Here is a 15225-nt window from a genome sequence, read left to right as displayed (position 1 = left end):
AACCAAATTACTAGGAGGAATTTTTAATGAAATCAATTTCTACACAAGAACTACAAACGTTATTAGCAGAAGACAAAAAAGTAAACGTAATTGATGTGCGTGAGGCGTCAGAAGTGGCTACAGGTAAAATTCCTGGAGCGGTGAACGTGCCTTTAAGCTTATTGGAATTCAAGATGAACGAGTTGGATAAAAAAGAAGAATACTATGTGAACTGCCAAGCTGGCGGACGTAGTAGTTCAGCTTGCAAATTTTTAGATGACCAAGGTTATAATGTGACAAATGTTGAAGGTGGTATGAATGCGTGGGAAGGCGACGTCGAGTAATGACAAAGCGACTTCTACTAACGCTCGCAATCTTCAGCGCATTGCTATTAGCAGCGTGCGGACAAGAAGCAGATTATGAAACGATCCAAATCGATCAAGTAGCTGAAAAGCAAGATGCCGGCTACACTGTTTTGGATGTTCGCGAACCGTCTGAATTTGACCAAGGCCATATTCCGGGGGCTCAAAACAAGCCACTGACAGGAATGCAAAATGGTGATTTTGACGGTCTTCAAAAAGACACAAAATACGTTGTCATTTGCCAGTCAGGCAACCGATCTCAGCAAGCGAGTGAATTGATGCTTGAAGAAGGCTATGAGTTTGTAAATGTGGCTCAAGGGATGTCTTCATGGGAAGGCGACGTAGAAAAATAGTCGCTTATTGATTTAGCTGAACAGATGCAAAGAAATAACAGCAGGAGGATTGATTCATTTACAAATCAATCCTCCTTTTTTTTGTGTGATTTAAATTGTAATATTCAGTAAATTAGATTAAAGTGAAACTATTGAATTGTTCTTATATCAGTTGTGTAAAATACAAGGTTAATGAAGATTAGTGGAGGGGGTAAATTATGCGCGCAAGTTACTGGAGAAGACATCGTAAATTATACTTAATTACATTTGTAGGTTTATTATTGGTTTATTTTACTTTACCTAATACTTACTTGAAGTTTTATGTTATAGCGTTTTTACCCCTCATTATCTGGCTGCCAAATGATATAAAAACGATAACAGAAAAAATAAATCAACGAAAAAAAGCTTGAACCTTATTTGCAATCCGCTTTTTAAAAAACCTCAATTTAACTTTGCCACTTGGTATGAGCGATTACGTCCGAAATTAAAGCAATAAAAAAACTCCCTAAAATAGAGGGAGTTTTTTTATTTGTTATTAGTCTGTAAACGAAAGTGAAGTCAAGTATCCGAGCATAAACAGGAGACCCAATCCGATCAATAATGATGCGTCCACGAAAATTCCTCCTTTTCCAAAAAAAACAAGGCGTTGTTAATGACTTTATTGTACAATGAATTTCAAGAAGATGAAACCTTTACCCATGAAAATCGTATAAATAAGCAGACGTGTTACTAAAATGTTCATAAAGAAAAGGTGATGTTCATGAAAAATTGGTGGCAAAAGTCGCTGATGATTGCAGTTGCCGTTTTGACATTGGGCGCAATCTCTCCAAATCATTTAATTTGGGAGTCGCTTTTAGACGATAAAGGTCAACCAAAATCACATGCAGCGGAAAGTGACAACAAACAATATATTTATGACTGGGTCGACCCGAGTGAATTTTACGATACAAGTGATTCGATACTCGATTTAGTTTATCAATCTGCCGAAGAGCAATCTTATTTGAAATTCGGTTCGCGAATTGGACCTGTCATTCATGATGAATTTCAAACAATGATTTTGCCTAATATTCAGCGTGCAATTGATGTTCATCTAGCTAGCCTTGACGACAGCAAACTTAAAAAGTTAGCGATTTCCGAAAAACCTTCCGGTGACTACGCTGAAAAAATCTTCCATGTTTATGATGCCGAAACCAATAAAGACGAAATTCGTTTTCATGTTCGAACAGAGAAAAAGCCGCAAATAGGCTATTCGTTTAACTTCCATTACCATATAGCTAATGACAACTTCCAAAAACATATTACGTTGGGAGATATTTATTGGTCTAAAAATACACCACCCAAATGGCTTTCTTAAACCGTTCACTTTGTGGCGGTTTTTTGTTTTGAAAAATTTGTGGGCAGGTAATATTAGTTCAAATGTGTCCTTGATCATATTTTTTGTTATGATTAAACATAACAACGGAGGCGAATTACATGAAGCAATATTTAGACTTATGCGAACATATTTTACATAACGGCGCAAAAAAAGAAGACCGAACGGGTACAGGAACATTAAGTGTTTTTGGCCATCAAATGCGCTTTGACTTGACGCAAGGCTTTCCATTAATGACAACAAAAAAAACAGCGTTCCGCTTAATTGTTTCGGAACTTCTATGGTTTATTAAAGGCGACACAAATGTACGCGCATTGTTACAAGACAATAATCATATATGGGACGAGTGGGCATTTGCCCAGTGGATAGAAAGCGATGAATATACAGGGCCAGATATGACAGATTTCGGCCGTCGCGCCCAGAAAGACTCGGAGTTTGCAGAACTCTATAAACAGCAAATGCAAGCTTTTCAGCAAAAAGTGATTGAAAACCCGGAATTTGCCGAAAGGTACGGAGATTTAGGTCCGGTTTACGGCAAACAATGGCGTTCATGGGCAACGACAACAGGTGGAACGATCGATCAACTGAAAAATGTTATCGAATCCATCAAAAAAAATCCGGATTCACGTCGCCACTTAGTGACCGCCTGGAATCCAGAATTTATAGATGACATGGCATTGCCACCATGCCATATTATGTTCCAGTTTTATGTAGCTGATGGTAAACTCTCATGTCAGCTGTATCAACGAAGTGCAGATGTCTTTTTAGGTGTGCCATTTAATATTGCATCTTATGCGTTGTTAACGCATCTTATTGCTCGCGAATGCAAGTTGGAAGTTGGCGATTTTGTCCATACGACAGGGGATACACATTTGTATTCAAATCATTTATCGCAAGTGCAAAAACAACTAACAAGAGAGCCTAAACCGCTTCCGACTTTACACATTAACGAAGAAGTTGAATCTATTTTCGACTTAACACTTGCAGATATCACCATCGAAGGGTATGATCCGCACCCGCGTATTAAGGCACCTGTTGCGGTTTAACGAGCAACAGAAATTCATTATATAAAGTTTAACACCCGTAAAAAGCGGGGTAGGAGGAAGAAGTATGATTTCATTGATGGTAGCGCATGATCCTAATCGGGTCATCGGAAAAAATAACGAATTGCCTTGGCATATTCCTGCAGACTTGGCTTATTTTAAAGAACATACAATTGGTAAAGGCATTGTAATGGGACGCAATACGTATGAATCTATAGGTCGTCCACTTCCAAAACGTCGTAATATTGTCGTGACACGCAACGATCATTACGAAGCGGAAGGGGTAGACGTGGTTCACAATTTATCAGATGCCATCCAATTGGCAAAAGAAGCGCATGAAGAAGTCATGGTTATTGGTGGAGAACAAATTTTTGAGTCGGTTTTACCAGATGCTGACCGCTTGTATATCACGTTAATCCATCAGGAATTTGATGGCGATACTTATTTCCCGGAATATGGTCGTGAGTGGAAGCTTGTTTCAGAGTCAGAGCAGCAAATTTCAAAAGAAGTCGCTTTTTCCTACTTAGTGTATGAAAGACGGAAAAAGAAAAATGACCATGCTTAATTCAATTCGAACATTTTCGTTTTTATTTGGCTATTTGCCGTTTAGTGCAATAAGTTTAAAAAAATCCATAAAACAAAAGCAACACATGACTCTAGAAGAATATGATCAATTAATTCACAAAGAGCCTCAAAAATGGGCAACTGGTATTATGAAACGGACAAAAAGTACCGTGTCTATTAATGGTTTAGATAAACTTCCTAAAGGACCTGTGCTTTTTGTCAGCAATCATGAAGGGAATTTTGATATTCCAACTTTACTGTCTACAATTCCGAAACCATTTGGCTTTATCTCTAAAAAAGAAGTAAAGAAATTTCCTATCATCCCGATGTATATGGAAGAGATGAACTGTGTGTTTTTAGACCGTACCGATCGCCGGAGCGCTTTGAAATCGATTACAGACACAGTAGAAAAGTTAAAAGAAGGTCATTCAATCTTGATATTTCCTGAAGGAACAAGAAGTAAAGGGGAAGGTCTAGGCGAATTCAAAGCAGGGTTTTTACGGATTGCAAAAGATGCGAATGTATCGATTTTGCCCATTGCCATTCACGGAACTGCAGATATTATGGAAAAAAACAACAATAAAGTAATGCCGGCAACTGTACAAGTTCAACTTTTAGATCCAATCTCCAGTGAAACGATAAAAGAGATGAACCCAAAAGAAGCAATTGCAATGATTCATTCCCAAATTGCTGACGCGATTGTTACATTGTCTAAGCAAAAATAAAATTTAGATTGTTCGTCCTAAATTTAAGTGAAGAAAGAAGTGATTTCATGTCCAAGATTCATATCGTGACGGATTCGACCGCTGATTTAAAGCCAGAGGTCATAGAAAAATATGATTTACATGTGGTTCCATTGAGCATACAGGTTGGTGGAAAAACGTATTTGGACCGAGTAGATCTTGAGCCAGAATCTTTTTTGGAGCTAATGAAAAACACGAAAGAAATGCCAAAAAGCTCTCAACCAGCACCAGGTGTTTTCAAGGATTTATATGACAAGTTAGGTGAAAATGGCGATCAAATTTTATCTATTCATATGACGGGAGGAATGAGCGGGACGGTTGAGTCTGCCCGAACAGCAGCACAACTCTCTGATTCAGACGTTACGGTCATTGACTCTCGCTATATTTCGCACGCCTTAACTTTCCAAGTGTTTGAGGCAGCTAAAATGGCCAAAGAAGAGAAGTCGATGGACGAAATTATTGCACGCGTAGAGCAAGTTCGCCTGAACACAAAACTGTTTGTTGTTGTGGATACATTAGATAATCTTGTAAAAGGCGGACGAATTGGTAAAGGTCGTGCATTGTTAGGTTCGTTAATGAAAATCAAGCCGATCGCTTCTTTAGATAGTGGTGAATATACGCCGGTTGCTAAAGTGAGAAGCCATAAGCAAGTGGTCGATTATTTAATGAATGATTTTCTTGAACGGACAAAAGGCAAGCAAGTAAAAGGTGTTGGCATCGCCCACGCTAACGGACTTGCAATGGCCGATCCGTTGCGCGAAAAAATTAAAGAAACTGGGTTTAGTGATATTCAATTTGACTTTACAACGCCCGTAATATCAACGCACACAGGAATTGGTGCAATAGGATTCATGTATTATACCGATTAACTCTAAAGTACAGTTCCACTTAAAAAAGGAGAGACGAATTTGAAACGCATCCTGTTGTTAATCGTCATTTTGTCCATGGGTATAGTAGCGGGGTGCAGTCCAACGTTTATCTTTGGTAACGAAAAGGCGGAACCAAGAAATGAGCCGTCCATCGGTTCTTATACGGTCCCGCCGAACTTTAAACCTCAAGCCGTAATTATAACGGCTCTTGGTGATTCATTATCTCAAGGTGTTGGAGATGAAGAAGAGTTAGGTGGCTACACAGGTAGATTGGCCGCCGAAATTCAAACTTGGCAAGGGATTGAAGGTGTTGCAGTTGAAAATACTGCGAAAAGGGGCCGTCGAAGCGATCAATTGCTAGCAATGTTTCAACAAGGTAAACTGACTGGCCCTATTACGGAAGCGGATTATTTAACAATGACCATAGGCGGAAATGATGTCATGCGAATTGTGAAACGCGATTTGTTTTCGCTGAATATAGAAGCTTTTGATGATGAACTGGTATTATATGAAAATCGTTTTGACACAATTTTCACTTCAATCCGAGCAATTAATCCCACTGTTCCCATTGTGATGATGGGCATTTATAACCCGTTTTCACTCGTTACAGACGAAGTAGAGGAATTTGATCAAATTATTGACTCTTTCAATCAAGTGATGAAAGAAAGAGTAGAAGAAGATCCTCAAGCATGTTTTGTGCCTGTAAGTGATTTGTTTATAGGCAACAAAAACTTAGTTTACCATTCCGATTTTTTTCATCCCAATAGTAAAGGTTACGACTTGATGACAAAACGTATGTTAAAAAGGATGGAAGAATGTGGATTGAGTTATGAAGAATAGGGTGATGATATGATGAGAAAATGGCGATTGGCCTTTTTTGCTTTACTAGCGTTAAATGCCTTGGCATTGGTAGGAGCAGTACTTTATGTCACCACTCCACCAAAAGACTATACATCGTATCAGGCCTTAGAAAATGGACCTGCTGCTGGTAATACAGTAGTCGTCAACACAACCAAAGCAGATTTTGAAGGAATTGCCAATACCTATATTCAAAGAGCCATGAAAGATCAGCCGATTCCTTTAGCTTTATCGGTTACAGATGATGTCAGCATCTCCACAGAACTAACGGTATTTTCGGTGACTTTACCAATCTTGATGAAATTTGAGCCGCTTGTTCAAAAAGATGGCAATTTGTTGCTGGAACAAAAGTCTGTCGAAGTCGGCATGCTGGATATTCCGCCTGAATCTGCGTTAAAGTTACTTAGAGATTCAGTTGATCTTCCAGATTTTATGGAAGTAATGCCTAAAGACGAAGAAGTGGTATTAAAGCTTACAGAAATTCCGTTAGATGGTGGAATTTCTGTGCGAGCGGCATCGTTTAATTTAGAAGATGACGATATCCGATTATTGGTGACAATCGAACCATAGGGAACGGAGTGAGTAGATGAAGACAGAAAAAGCAACATTTGCAGGCGGCTGTTTTTGGTGCATGGTCAAACCTTTTGATTCATTAGATGGCATCGAAGAAGTAGTAAGTGGATATACAGGCGGGGAGTTAAAAAACCCAACTTACGAACAAGTTTGTTCAAATGCTACGGGACATGTTGAAGCAGTTCAAATCACTTTCCAGCCCGATATTTTCCCATATGAAAAATTGTTAGATGTTTTCTGGACCCAAATTGATCCAACAGATGCTGGCGGTCAATTTTATGATCGTGGGGAATCTTATCAAACGGCAATTTTTGTTCATTCCGAAGAGCAACGAATCGCTGCAGAAAAATCCAAACAAGAACTAGATAATTCGGGGAGATTTGAAAAAGCTGTTGTGACCCCGATACTTGAAGCAAAACCATTTTATTTAGCAGAATCATACCATCAAGATTACTATAAGAAAAACCCTGCCCATTACAATCGTTATTCGGTTGGATCGGGACGGACCGCGTTCATAGAAAAGAATTGGGGTGGACAATTATGAAAGACGAATTAAAAGCAAAATTAACACCGATGCAATATCATGTCACGCAAGAAAGCGGGACGGAGCCGCCATTTCAAGGTGAGTACGACCAACATTTCGAAGAAGGTATTTATGTAGACATCGTTTCTGGAAAACCGTTATTTAGTTCAAAAGATAAATTTGATGCTCATTGTGGATGGCCAAGTTTTGCGAAACCGATCGAAGCGACTGAAGTAAAAGAAAGCTTTGACACAAGTCATGGCATGAGAAGAACTGAAGTTCGTTCGGCAACTGCCGACTCGCATTTAGGCCATTTATTCCCTGATGGACCATCTTCTTTAGGTGGACTTCGTTATTGTATCAATTCTGCAGCTCTTCGTTTTGTACCGAAAGAGCAGTTAGATGATGAAGGTTTATCCGAGTACAAGAAATTATTTGAATAAAGGGTGGCCCGGACAAATTGTCCGGTTTTTTTTGCCTGAAATTCGAAAGGAGTTCGACCATGGAACGTTCTTTTTATCAATTTGCATTGAAATACCGTGGCAAACTCGAGGCAGATGACTTTTCACGTTTTTCAGATTCAATGTTTTTGGACCATTCATTTCCGAAATCCGAAACTGATTTTGAACGACTTTCTAAATACATTGAAGAAAAAGCACATCCAGTCATGAGAGCAAGCGTTTTCGATGAAATGTGGCGAGATTACACAGACGAATAAAGCTGGTCGTTGCACTAGTAACAAAAAAACAGTATGATTAAATCTACTATACAAAAGTGAGGTTTTTTTAATGAGTGTTCACATTAATGCAAAAAAAGGCGATATTGCCGAAACAATTTTACTACCAGGAGATCCGCTTCGCGCAAAGTACATAGCGGAAACTTTTTTAGAAGATGTAACGTTGTACAATGAAGTCCGCAATATGTTCGGTTACACAGGAACATACAAAGGAAAACGTATTTCTGTTCAAGGAACTGGAATGGGTGTACCATCGATTGCTATTTATGTAACAGAATTGATGCAAGAATATGATGTAAAAAAATTAATCCGTGTAGGCACATGTGGTTCAATCCATAAAGACGTTAAAGTTCGTGATGTAATTTTAGCTCAAAGTTCTTCAACTAACTCTAAAATGAATGAAGTTATTTTCAATGGCATTGATTATGCACCAACAGCAGATTTCGATTTGCTTTTAAAAGCATACAATGCGGGTCTTGAAAAAGGATTAAACTTGCGTGTTGGGAATGTCTTCACGGAAGATATCTTCTATAACGAATTTGCAGAACATGAAAAGTGGGCTCAATACGGTGTACTTGCTCTCGAAATGGAATCTGCGGCACTTTATACATTAGCTGCTAAATTTGGTCGCCAAGCACTATCTATTTTAACGGTTAGCGATCACTTATTAACGGGTGAAGTAACTACAGCTGAAGAACGTCAAACAACATTCAATGATATGATTGTTGTAGCTTTAGATGCAGCTATTCAAGACTAGTAAAAATGCGGGTACCCTAACCTTTAGCGTTTAAGTATCCGTTTGAAAAAAAGACTGTTTCGACAGTCTTTTTCTTTTCATGCTCACAAGTTTTAAGCGCAATTACGAAAGTGGTGAAATAGATGGATGACAAACGTCCGGAAGAACAGCAAGAATCTACTCCTCCGGTAGAAGAATCACCGTCGCACACTATTAAGATGAAAACATTCTCGTTTATTATGCTAGTGTTTCTTTTAATAATAGCAACGGCTGGGTTAACTGTTTTCGCTTTAACATTTGGTGACGAAAAAGCTGTGGAAGTCAATTCTCCAGAGCGACGTGAATTCGAAAAACTGTATACAGCATATGATCAAATACAAGACCAATATTATAAAGATGTTGATCGCAATGTATTAGTGAATGGTGCCATTAACGGCATGGTGGATTCGCTAGAAGACCCTTATTCAGATTACTTGGATGAAGAAGAAGCTTCACAATTTCTTGAAGGAATTTCGTCTAGTTTTCAAGGGATTGGTGCAGAAGTGCAAGAGCGCGGCGGATTTATAACGGTGGTTTCACCAATTAAAAATTCCCCAGCTGAAAAAGCAGGCATCTTGCCAAATGACCAAATTATTGCTGTTGACGGAGAAAGCATTCAAGGCTTCACGACTACAGAAGCGGTTATGTTGATTCGTGGTGAAAAAGGAACTGAAGTTACATTAACCGTTAAACGCGGTGAAAACGCAGATCCGATTGATATTACAATCGTACGTGATGAAATTCCAATTGAGACTGTTTATGCAGAAATGATTGGTGACAATGTAGCCCATATTCAAGTGACTAGTTTCTCTGAAAATACGTATCAAGAGTTGCTTGATGCTATTGAAGAAATGGAAAACGAAGGAATGGAAGCACTCGTCATGGACGTACGTGGAAATCCTGGCGGCTTGCTGAATGTGGCACTTGATATCTCCGACTTATTTATCGAAGAAGGAAAACCATTGTTTGAAGTTCAAGCAAAAGGTGAAGAACCTGAAGTTTATATGTCTTCATCAGGAGCTAAAGTTGATGTACCTGTTACGCTGTTAATCGACGGTGGCAGTGCTTCAGCTTCTGAGATTTTAGCTGGAGCGATGAACGAATCTGCGGATATCCAATTAGTTGGAGAAAAAACTTTCGGTAAAGGAACTGTCCAAACGGCTAATGACCTTCAAGATGGTTCTAATTTGAAGTTTACAACAGCTAAATGGTTAACACCGGATGGTAATTGGATCCATGAAAAAGGAATTGAACCAGATGTAGAAGTGGAATTTCCAGCTTATGCTTCTCTTCCGGTCTTGGATACTTCCATCGAATTAAAAGATGGCGCAATTTCTGAACAAGTCAAAACAGCAGAGCAAATGCTCGAAGCGCTTGGCTACGATGTTGGTGAAGTAGATGGCGTGTTTGAAGAGCAAATGGCAGAGGCAGTTAAAGCTTTCCAGGAAGACAAAGAACTAGAAACAACGGGTGTCTTAACTGGAGATAGTACATTTGCTGTCATGGATGCATTACGTGATAAAATCAAAAATGATGACCCGCAATTACAAGAAGCGAAAAAGCTTTCAATGGAAAAAGCAGGCATTACAACTTCTGAACCAGAAGAAGTTGAAGAAACTGAAGAGTGATCCTAAAGGTCCGCTTATGCGGGCCTTTTCTTAATTAGTGATGGGAAGGGTGAGTTGATGAAAGACGTATATTTGTTTAGTGGATTTTTGGGGAGTGGGAAGACGACGCTTTTAAAAACCATGATCAGCCAAATGAAAGATAAAGGCTTAAAGCCGGCAGTTTTCATGAATGAGCTTGGCAAAATGAATATGGACTCTGATTCAGTTGAAGACGGAGTACCGCTAAAAGAAATTTTGGATGGGTGTATTTGCTGCACCGGTTCTGAAAAATCAGAAGCACAAATTCAAACGCTGTTAGCAGAAGAAGATTTTGATGTGCTGCTTATTGAAACAACCGGTGCTGCACATCCTGTAGAAGCATTAGATGCCATTTTTTCTCCGTTATTTGCAGAGAAATTAAACTTTAAAGGTATCGTAACCGTAGCAGATAGCAAAAGGTGGATGGATCGCAATAGCTTGTCTCCACAAATTCGGTCATTGTTTTTAGAGCAAATTCGCCACGCGGACTTAATATTAGCAAACAAAATGGATTTATTAACCGACAGTGAACAAGGAACAGTGGTTTACGAAATTCAGTCGTTAAACTCATCTGCTCAAATTATTCAGACGGTTCACGCGAAAGTACCATTTTCAGCATTGGATAAAATAACAGCATCTACCGCAAAAGACGTCGTAAAAGCGCCCGTTTCGAAACTAAATTTAAATGCGAAAGTGTTGCAGTTTGATGCGCCTGTTCAACGGGAAAAGTTTGAAGAGTGGCTACGAACCTTGCCGGATTCAGTTTATCGGATCAAAGGGTATGTGCCACTTGAAGGCGATAAATACCCACATGCCTTTCAATTTGCCTATGGAATGGCCCAATGGCTTCCGGAATATATGAAAATGCAAAACCAAATCGTAGTCATTGGTGAAGGGCTAGAAGGAGTCGAACTTCCATGATTGAACTGTACCAAAAACTTTGGCCTCAACGAGCGGCAACAGCGCAAATTCGTACACAAGAAGAGCTTGAAAAATATATGCTTATCGAGTTAAATGATGAGCTGACGCATCCACGAGTACGCAAATCGAAACAACAAAAATTAGACCTCGCATTATTGCGTATTTCAGAATCCGACTTATCGGAGTCTGAAAAAACGAGTTTAGCAGCTTTGTACAAAAAATTAGCATCTCAATAAAAATAAAAAACAGGCAACGAAAATCATTGATTTTCGTTGCCTGTTTTTTTAGTGTCATGTAGTCGTTTGACCTGCAATTCTTTTTTGGATGCTCAATAAACGAATAGATAACGTAATGGCGCCTGCAGTTAACCCTACGATTAACCCGATCCAATAGCCAAATGCGCCAAATTCAGTGTAATTGGCTAACAAGTATCCGCAAGGTAAGCCGATGACCCAATAAGAAATAACGGCCATAATAAACGTAATATTAACATCTTTATAGCCACGAAGGGCCCCTTGAACAGGCGCTTGAATAGCATCTGATAATTGGAACAAAGCAGCAAATACTAAAAATTGAACGGCCAATTCAATGACAACGGGATCAGATGTATACAAAGCCGCAATTTCAGCACGCATAAAGTAGAGAATACAAGCTGATACAAAACTAAACGTCACTGCAGTTAACACACTCAACCAACTATATTGTCTTGCATCACGGAAGCGTTTAGCGCCAACTTCGTAACCAACAAGGATAGTAGCACCCATCGATATGCTAAGAGGCAACATATACAAGAGAGAAGTGAAATTTAAAGCAATTTGGTGAGCGGCAATGGTGTAAGTACCATAAGAAGCTAACATAAAAGTTACTGCTGAGAATATGCTGGTTTCTACAAAAATCGAAATGCCGATAGGAACACCAATCCGACTAATCTCAATCCACCGGCTTAAGGATAGCTTTGGCCATTGGCGGAAAATGCCATAAACAGAAAATGGATTTCTTGTATGAATGATCCATACGGCGATCGCCAAAATTAACCAATAAGTGATGGCTGACGCAAGTCCCGCACCGACACCACCAAGTTCAGGAAAGCCAAATTTCCCGAAAATCAATAAGTAGTTGAAAAGAATATTGATTGGTGTTGATAAAAGAGAGATGACCATAGTAACGCGAGTGGCACCAAGTGCATCAATATAAGAACGCAATATAGTATATGCAAATAAGGGAACTAACCCGATGCTCATTGCTTGTATATAGCGACTGGCAACGTCGGCAACAGCTGGTTCAAGATTCATAAGTGCAAGCAAAAGATCAATTCCAAAGTAGAAAAAAGCAAAAACAATTGCGGCAAGCAAAAGAGACAAATAAATTCCTTGTTGGACAGCTTGTTTTACTTGTTCTTTTTTCTTAGCCCCCATCAATTGTGCTACAATTGGGGTAATGGACATGAGGATACCAGCTAAACCGATGTATACGGGAACCCAAAAAGAGGATCCAATCGATACTCCTGCTAAATCTTCTGTTCCGTAGCGGGAAGTCATATAAATATCGAAAAATGTCACCATATACATGGCTACTTGTGTAACTAGAACCGGAAAAACAATCTTCACTAATAATAAGAGTTTTTCTTTTTTAGTGTGCGTTTCGTGCATATGTTCTTTCCTCCCACAACTTACGTATAGTAATTCTTTGTCGCTATATTACTAGAGATTTACTAAAATGATACGTAGAGTTACTTGTTTTTCTTATGTAGTAAAATGAATTCAACTAAATTTAACCCATAAATTTCAGTATAGCATAGTTAGCCTTCCTCTTAAGGAGAAACTAGCTTTAGCAAATTATTAGATGAGAGTAGGACGAATGATGAACAACAAAACAATTTTATTGACCGGAGGCGGGACGGCAGGGCATGTCTCGCTAAACCAGGCATTAATTCCAGAGTTGAAAAATTTAGGTTTTCATGTAGAATATATCGGCTCTAAAGAAGGCATTGAAAACGAACTTATTCGAGAATCGTTTCCGTCGGTTCCATATCACGCCATATCGAGTGGTAAATTAAGACGTTATTTCTCTACAAAAAACTTCTCGGATCCATTTCGGGTAGGTGCAGGATTGGTGCAAGCATTAACTATCATTCGCAAAACGAAACCTGTAGCCATTTTTTCAAAAGGTGGCTTTGTATCGGTTCCCGTTGTGATGGCGGGACGAATGATGTCAATTCCTGTAATTATTCATGAGTCGGATGTGACTCCAGGACTAGCCAACAAGCTCGCTTTGCCTTTTGCGGATCATATATTCACTGTGTTTAAAGAAACATTAGCTCACGTCCCGAATGATAAATCTACATGCACAGGATCCGTGATTCGCAATGAGCTGATGGAAGGCACCGCAGAAAAAGGACGAGAAATCAGTTCGTTTTCAAACAAATTGCCTGTTTTAATGGTGATGGGTGGCAGTCAAGGGTCTGCAATGATCAATTCAGCGATTCATAATAACCTAGAGCAGTTGCTTAAACAATTTAATATTATTCATTTGTGCGGCAAAGGAAATCATGTGGCAGAATTGGACATCCATGAAAATTATCGTCAGTTTGAATATGTTACACACGAATTACCGCATTTGTTGCATATGACGGATTTTGTTGTGTCGCGTGCGGGTTCAAATTCCATATTTGAATTTTTGGCATTAAAAAAACCAATGTTACTTGTACCTTTATCTATCCAAAAGAGTCGCGGAGATCAAATACTGAATGCGAACTTATTTAAAAAACAAGGATTCGCAAAAGTCGTGGAAGAAGAAGAGTTGTCTGCCGAACGCTTTATGAAAGAGCTCTCACAATTACAATCGGATAAAGATCAGTTAATCGAAACGATGACACAGGCTGAGGCACCAATTACAGCTGCAGAAATGGCTAAGTTGGTAGCAACCTTTACAAAATAAGATTATTAATTTATAAGAGGTGACCGGAATGGAAATGACAATGATAAAAGTCCATGGCTCTATGAATACGTTTTACATGTTTGAAGGGGAAGAACGCGAAGATTATGCCCAATTAGCAATCCAACTTTCGGCTTTAGATCAAGATGTGGACGGCATATTGGTGATTTTACCATCGGCTGTTGCGCATGCGAAAATGCGTGTTTTTAATAATGATGGTTCAGAAGCTTCAATGTGTGGAAATGGTCTACGTTGTGTTGCACGCTATGTTTGCGAACGTGACAACGTTCAAGAAGCAGTAATCGAAACGATGAAAGCTTCCTTGCGTGTCAAAAAAGAAGAAACTTTAAACGAAGGAATTGAAACATATGCTGTAGAGATTTCGCCGGTGTCATTTTCATTAAACAGTTTGCCAATGAACTACTTAAATCATACAGAATGGGTTCAAAAACCATTACCTTTTGTTTCAGAAGACATTCCTTTTTCAGCGGTCTCTGTTCCAAACCCTCATTTGATTGGAATTGTGCCTGAAGAACTTCAAAAAGACATTAGCCACCAGCAAAAATGGGCACAGCATTTTAATGGAGAGAACGAGTATTTTCCTGATGGGGTCAATGTTAGTTATGTAACCCCAGTAGAGCAGGGAATATTTGTTCGGACTTACGAACGAGGTGTCGGCTTTACAAATGCATGTGGCACAGCAATGACAGCTTCAGCATTAATTAGTTGTATGGCAGGGTTGGTACCGTTTGGCGAAGTATCCGTATATAATCCTGGGGGACTCGTGAAATGTTCCGTTATAAAAAATGGGGACAATATTCAACTTCAACTTACAGGGAACGCAACTTATCTGTCAATTTCGACATTCGATTGGGCCGACGAATCGGTCAATAGCAGCATATCATCAACTACTGAATTACAAGAACAACCAAGTTACGAGAAATTTATTGAGGAAGTTACTACTTTCTCAAGTCAATTTGTGTAAAGGAAAGCGG

The 15225-nt window shown here is 39.1% G+C and carries 19 protein-coding genes; 18 read left to right on the top strand and 1 reads right to left on the bottom strand.

What is annotated here, in order from left to right:
- Positions 1 to 26 precede the first annotated feature (26 nt).
- The 16 genes from BCM40_RS09120 to BCM40_RS09040 all read left to right on the top strand — a co-directional run bounded on the left by BCM40_RS09120 (position 27) and on the right by BCM40_RS09040 (position 11532).
- On the top strand, positions 27 to 323 hold the full coding sequence (locus tag BCM40_RS09120; protein WP_065526189.1) for a rhodanese-like domain-containing protein: 297 nt from the start codon (positions 27 to 29) through the stop codon (positions 321 to 323).
- Positions 323 to 694 carry a rhodanese-like domain-containing protein gene (locus BCM40_RS09115; protein WP_083394503.1) on the top strand — a complete coding sequence of 124 codons (372 nt, stop codon included), beginning with the start codon at positions 323 to 325 and terminating at the stop codon, positions 692 to 694. The genes BCM40_RS09120 and BCM40_RS09115 overlap by 1 nt, the downstream gene beginning before the upstream one ends.
- Before the next feature lie 739 nt (positions 695 to 1433).
- On the top strand, positions 1434 to 2027 hold the full coding sequence (locus BCM40_RS09105; protein ID WP_065526191.1) for a YpjP family protein: 594 nt from the start codon (positions 1434 to 1436) through the stop codon (positions 2025 to 2027).
- Between the two features lie 119 nt (positions 2028 to 2146).
- A complete protein-coding gene (locus BCM40_RS09100) occupies positions 2147 to 3091 on the top strand; it encodes a thymidylate synthase (RefSeq protein ID WP_065526192.1) in 945 nt (314 codons plus the stop codon).
- 64 nt (positions 3092 to 3155) lie between these two features.
- Complete coding sequence (locus BCM40_RS09095) at positions 3156 to 3653, top strand: dihydrofolate reductase (RefSeq protein WP_065526193.1); 498 nt, start codon at positions 3156 to 3158, stop codon at positions 3651 to 3653.
- On the top strand, positions 3640 to 4377 hold the full coding sequence (locus BCM40_RS09090) for a lysophospholipid acyltransferase family protein (protein ID WP_083394502.1): 738 nt from the start codon (positions 3640 to 3642) through the stop codon (positions 4375 to 4377). The genes BCM40_RS09095 and BCM40_RS09090 overlap by 14 nt, the downstream gene beginning before the upstream one ends.
- Positions 4378 to 4424: 47 nt before the next feature.
- Positions 4425 to 5264 (top strand): DegV family protein, encoded by an 840-nt coding sequence (locus BCM40_RS09085; protein ID WP_065526195.1) that lies wholly within the window; start codon positions 4425 to 4427, stop codon positions 5262 to 5264.
- A gap of 39 nt (positions 5265 to 5303) precedes the next feature.
- Positions 5304 to 6104, top strand: coding sequence for a GDSL-type esterase/lipase family protein (locus BCM40_RS09080; RefSeq protein WP_065526196.1), 801 nt, complete (start codon positions 5304 to 5306; stop codon positions 6102 to 6104).
- 9 nt (positions 6105 to 6113) lie between these two features.
- Positions 6114 to 6692, top strand: a complete 579-nt coding sequence (locus tag BCM40_RS09075) for a YpmS family protein (RefSeq protein ID WP_083394501.1) — start codon at positions 6114 to 6116, stop codon at positions 6690 to 6692.
- A gap of 16 nt (positions 6693 to 6708) precedes the next feature.
- Positions 6709 to 7239 carry a peptide-methionine (S)-S-oxide reductase MsrA gene (gene msrA / locus BCM40_RS09070; protein WP_065526198.1) on the top strand — a complete coding sequence of 177 codons (531 nt, stop codon included), beginning with the start codon at positions 6709 to 6711 and terminating at the stop codon, positions 7237 to 7239.
- Complete coding sequence (gene msrB / locus BCM40_RS09065; RefSeq protein WP_065526199.1) at positions 7236 to 7661, top strand: peptide-methionine (R)-S-oxide reductase MsrB; 426 nt, start codon at positions 7236 to 7238, stop codon at positions 7659 to 7661. The genes msrA and msrB overlap by 4 nt, the downstream gene beginning before the upstream one ends.
- Before the next feature lie 59 nt (positions 7662 to 7720).
- Complete coding sequence (locus BCM40_RS09060) at positions 7721 to 7936, top strand: YozE family protein (RefSeq protein WP_008431862.1); 216 nt, start codon at positions 7721 to 7723, stop codon at positions 7934 to 7936.
- 70 nt (positions 7937 to 8006) lie between these two features.
- Positions 8007 to 8711, top strand: a complete 705-nt coding sequence (gene deoD / locus BCM40_RS09055; RefSeq protein WP_065526200.1) for a purine-nucleoside phosphorylase — start codon at positions 8007 to 8009, stop codon at positions 8709 to 8711.
- Positions 8712 to 8833: 122 nt separating this feature from the next.
- Positions 8834 to 10357 carry a lmo1851 family serine protease gene (locus BCM40_RS09050; protein WP_065526201.1) on the top strand — a complete coding sequence of 508 codons (1524 nt, stop codon included), beginning with the start codon at positions 8834 to 8836 and terminating at the stop codon, positions 10355 to 10357.
- A gap of 57 nt (positions 10358 to 10414) precedes the next feature.
- Positions 10415 to 11296, top strand: coding sequence for a CobW family GTP-binding protein (locus BCM40_RS09045; protein ID WP_065526202.1), 882 nt, complete (start codon positions 10415 to 10417; stop codon positions 11294 to 11296).
- Positions 11293 to 11532: a hypothetical protein gene (locus tag BCM40_RS09040; protein WP_065526203.1), complete on the top strand. Its 240-nt coding sequence runs from the start codon at positions 11293 to 11295 to the stop codon at positions 11530 to 11532. The genes BCM40_RS09045 and BCM40_RS09040 overlap by 4 nt, the downstream gene beginning before the upstream one ends.
- A 54-nt stretch (positions 11533 to 11586) precedes the next feature.
- Here BCM40_RS09040 and BCM40_RS09035 read toward each other — a convergent pair whose 3' ends face one another.
- Positions 11587 to 12945, bottom strand: coding sequence for an MATE family efflux transporter (locus BCM40_RS09035; RefSeq protein ID WP_065526204.1), 1359 nt, complete (start codon positions 12943 to 12945; stop codon positions 11587 to 11589).
- Positions 12946 to 13156: 211 nt separating this feature from the next.
- Here BCM40_RS09035 and BCM40_RS09030 point away from each other — a divergent pair, with 211 nt between their 5' ends.
- Together BCM40_RS09030 and dapF are read left to right on the top strand one after the other, a co-directional pair.
- The gene (locus BCM40_RS09030) at positions 13157 to 14233 is read left to right on the top strand and encodes an undecaprenyldiphospho-muramoylpentapeptide beta-N-acetylglucosaminyltransferase (RefSeq protein WP_065527703.1); all 1077 of its coding nucleotides are present in this window, start codon (positions 13157 to 13159) and stop codon (positions 14231 to 14233) included.
- Positions 14234 to 14261: 28 nt separating this feature from the next.
- Positions 14262 to 15215, top strand: a complete 954-nt coding sequence (dapF, locus tag BCM40_RS09025; protein ID WP_065526205.1) for a diaminopimelate epimerase — start codon at positions 14262 to 14264, stop codon at positions 15213 to 15215.
- Positions 15216 to 15225 lie beyond the last annotated feature (10 nt).

The organism is Planococcus donghaensis, from assembly GCF_001687665.2.
Lineage (GTDB): Bacteria > Bacillota > Bacilli > Bacillales_A > Planococcaceae > Planococcus > Planococcus donghaensis.
Note: the sequence above shows the minus strand (reverse complement) of the source record. Positions and strands in the feature narration are given on the sequence as shown.

Coding starts and splice junctions, on each gene's coding strand:
- BCM40_RS09120 (WP_065526189.1), top strand. CDS start 27: ATGAAATCAATTTCTACACAAGAACTACAAACGTTATTAGCAGAAGAC.
- BCM40_RS09115 (WP_083394503.1), top strand. CDS start 323: ATGACAAAGCGACTTCTACTAACGCTCGCAATCTTCAGCGCATTGCTA.
- BCM40_RS09105 (WP_065526191.1), top strand. CDS start 1,434: ATGAAAAATTGGTGGCAAAAGTCGCTGATGATTGCAGTTGCCGTTTTG.
- BCM40_RS09100 (WP_065526192.1), top strand. CDS start 2,147: ATGAAGCAATATTTAGACTTATGCGAACATATTTTACATAACGGCGCA.
- BCM40_RS09095 (WP_065526193.1), top strand. CDS start 3,156: ATGATTTCATTGATGGTAGCGCATGATCCTAATCGGGTCATCGGAAAA.
- BCM40_RS09090 (WP_083394502.1), top strand. CDS start 3,640: ATGACCATGCTTAATTCAATTCGAACATTTTCGTTTTTATTTGGCTAT.
- BCM40_RS09085 (WP_065526195.1), top strand. CDS start 4,425: ATGTCCAAGATTCATATCGTGACGGATTCGACCGCTGATTTAAAGCCA.
- BCM40_RS09075 (WP_083394501.1), top strand. CDS start 6,114: ATGATGAGAAAATGGCGATTGGCCTTTTTTGCTTTACTAGCGTTAAAT.
- msrA (WP_065526198.1), top strand. CDS start 6,709: ATGAAGACAGAAAAAGCAACATTTGCAGGCGGCTGTTTTTGGTGCATG.
- msrB (WP_065526199.1), top strand. CDS start 7,236: ATGAAAGACGAATTAAAAGCAAAATTAACACCGATGCAATATCATGTC.
- BCM40_RS09060 (WP_008431862.1), top strand. CDS start 7,721: ATGGAACGTTCTTTTTATCAATTTGCATTGAAATACCGTGGCAAACTC.
- deoD (WP_065526200.1), top strand. CDS start 8,007: ATGAGTGTTCACATTAATGCAAAAAAAGGCGATATTGCCGAAACAATT.
- BCM40_RS09050 (WP_065526201.1), top strand. CDS start 8,834: ATGGATGACAAACGTCCGGAAGAACAGCAAGAATCTACTCCTCCGGTA.
- BCM40_RS09045 (WP_065526202.1), top strand. CDS start 10,415: ATGAAAGACGTATATTTGTTTAGTGGATTTTTGGGGAGTGGGAAGACG.
- BCM40_RS09040 (WP_065526203.1), top strand. CDS start 11,293: ATGATTGAACTGTACCAAAAACTTTGGCCTCAACGAGCGGCAACAGCG.
- BCM40_RS09035 (WP_065526204.1), bottom strand. CDS start 12,945: ATGCACGAAACGCACACTAAAAAAGAAAAACTCTTATTATTAGTGAAG.
- BCM40_RS09030 (WP_065527703.1), top strand. CDS start 13,157: ATGAACAACAAAACAATTTTATTGACCGGAGGCGGGACGGCAGGGCAT.
- dapF (WP_065526205.1), top strand. CDS start 14,262: ATGGAAATGACAATGATAAAAGTCCATGGCTCTATGAATACGTTTTAC.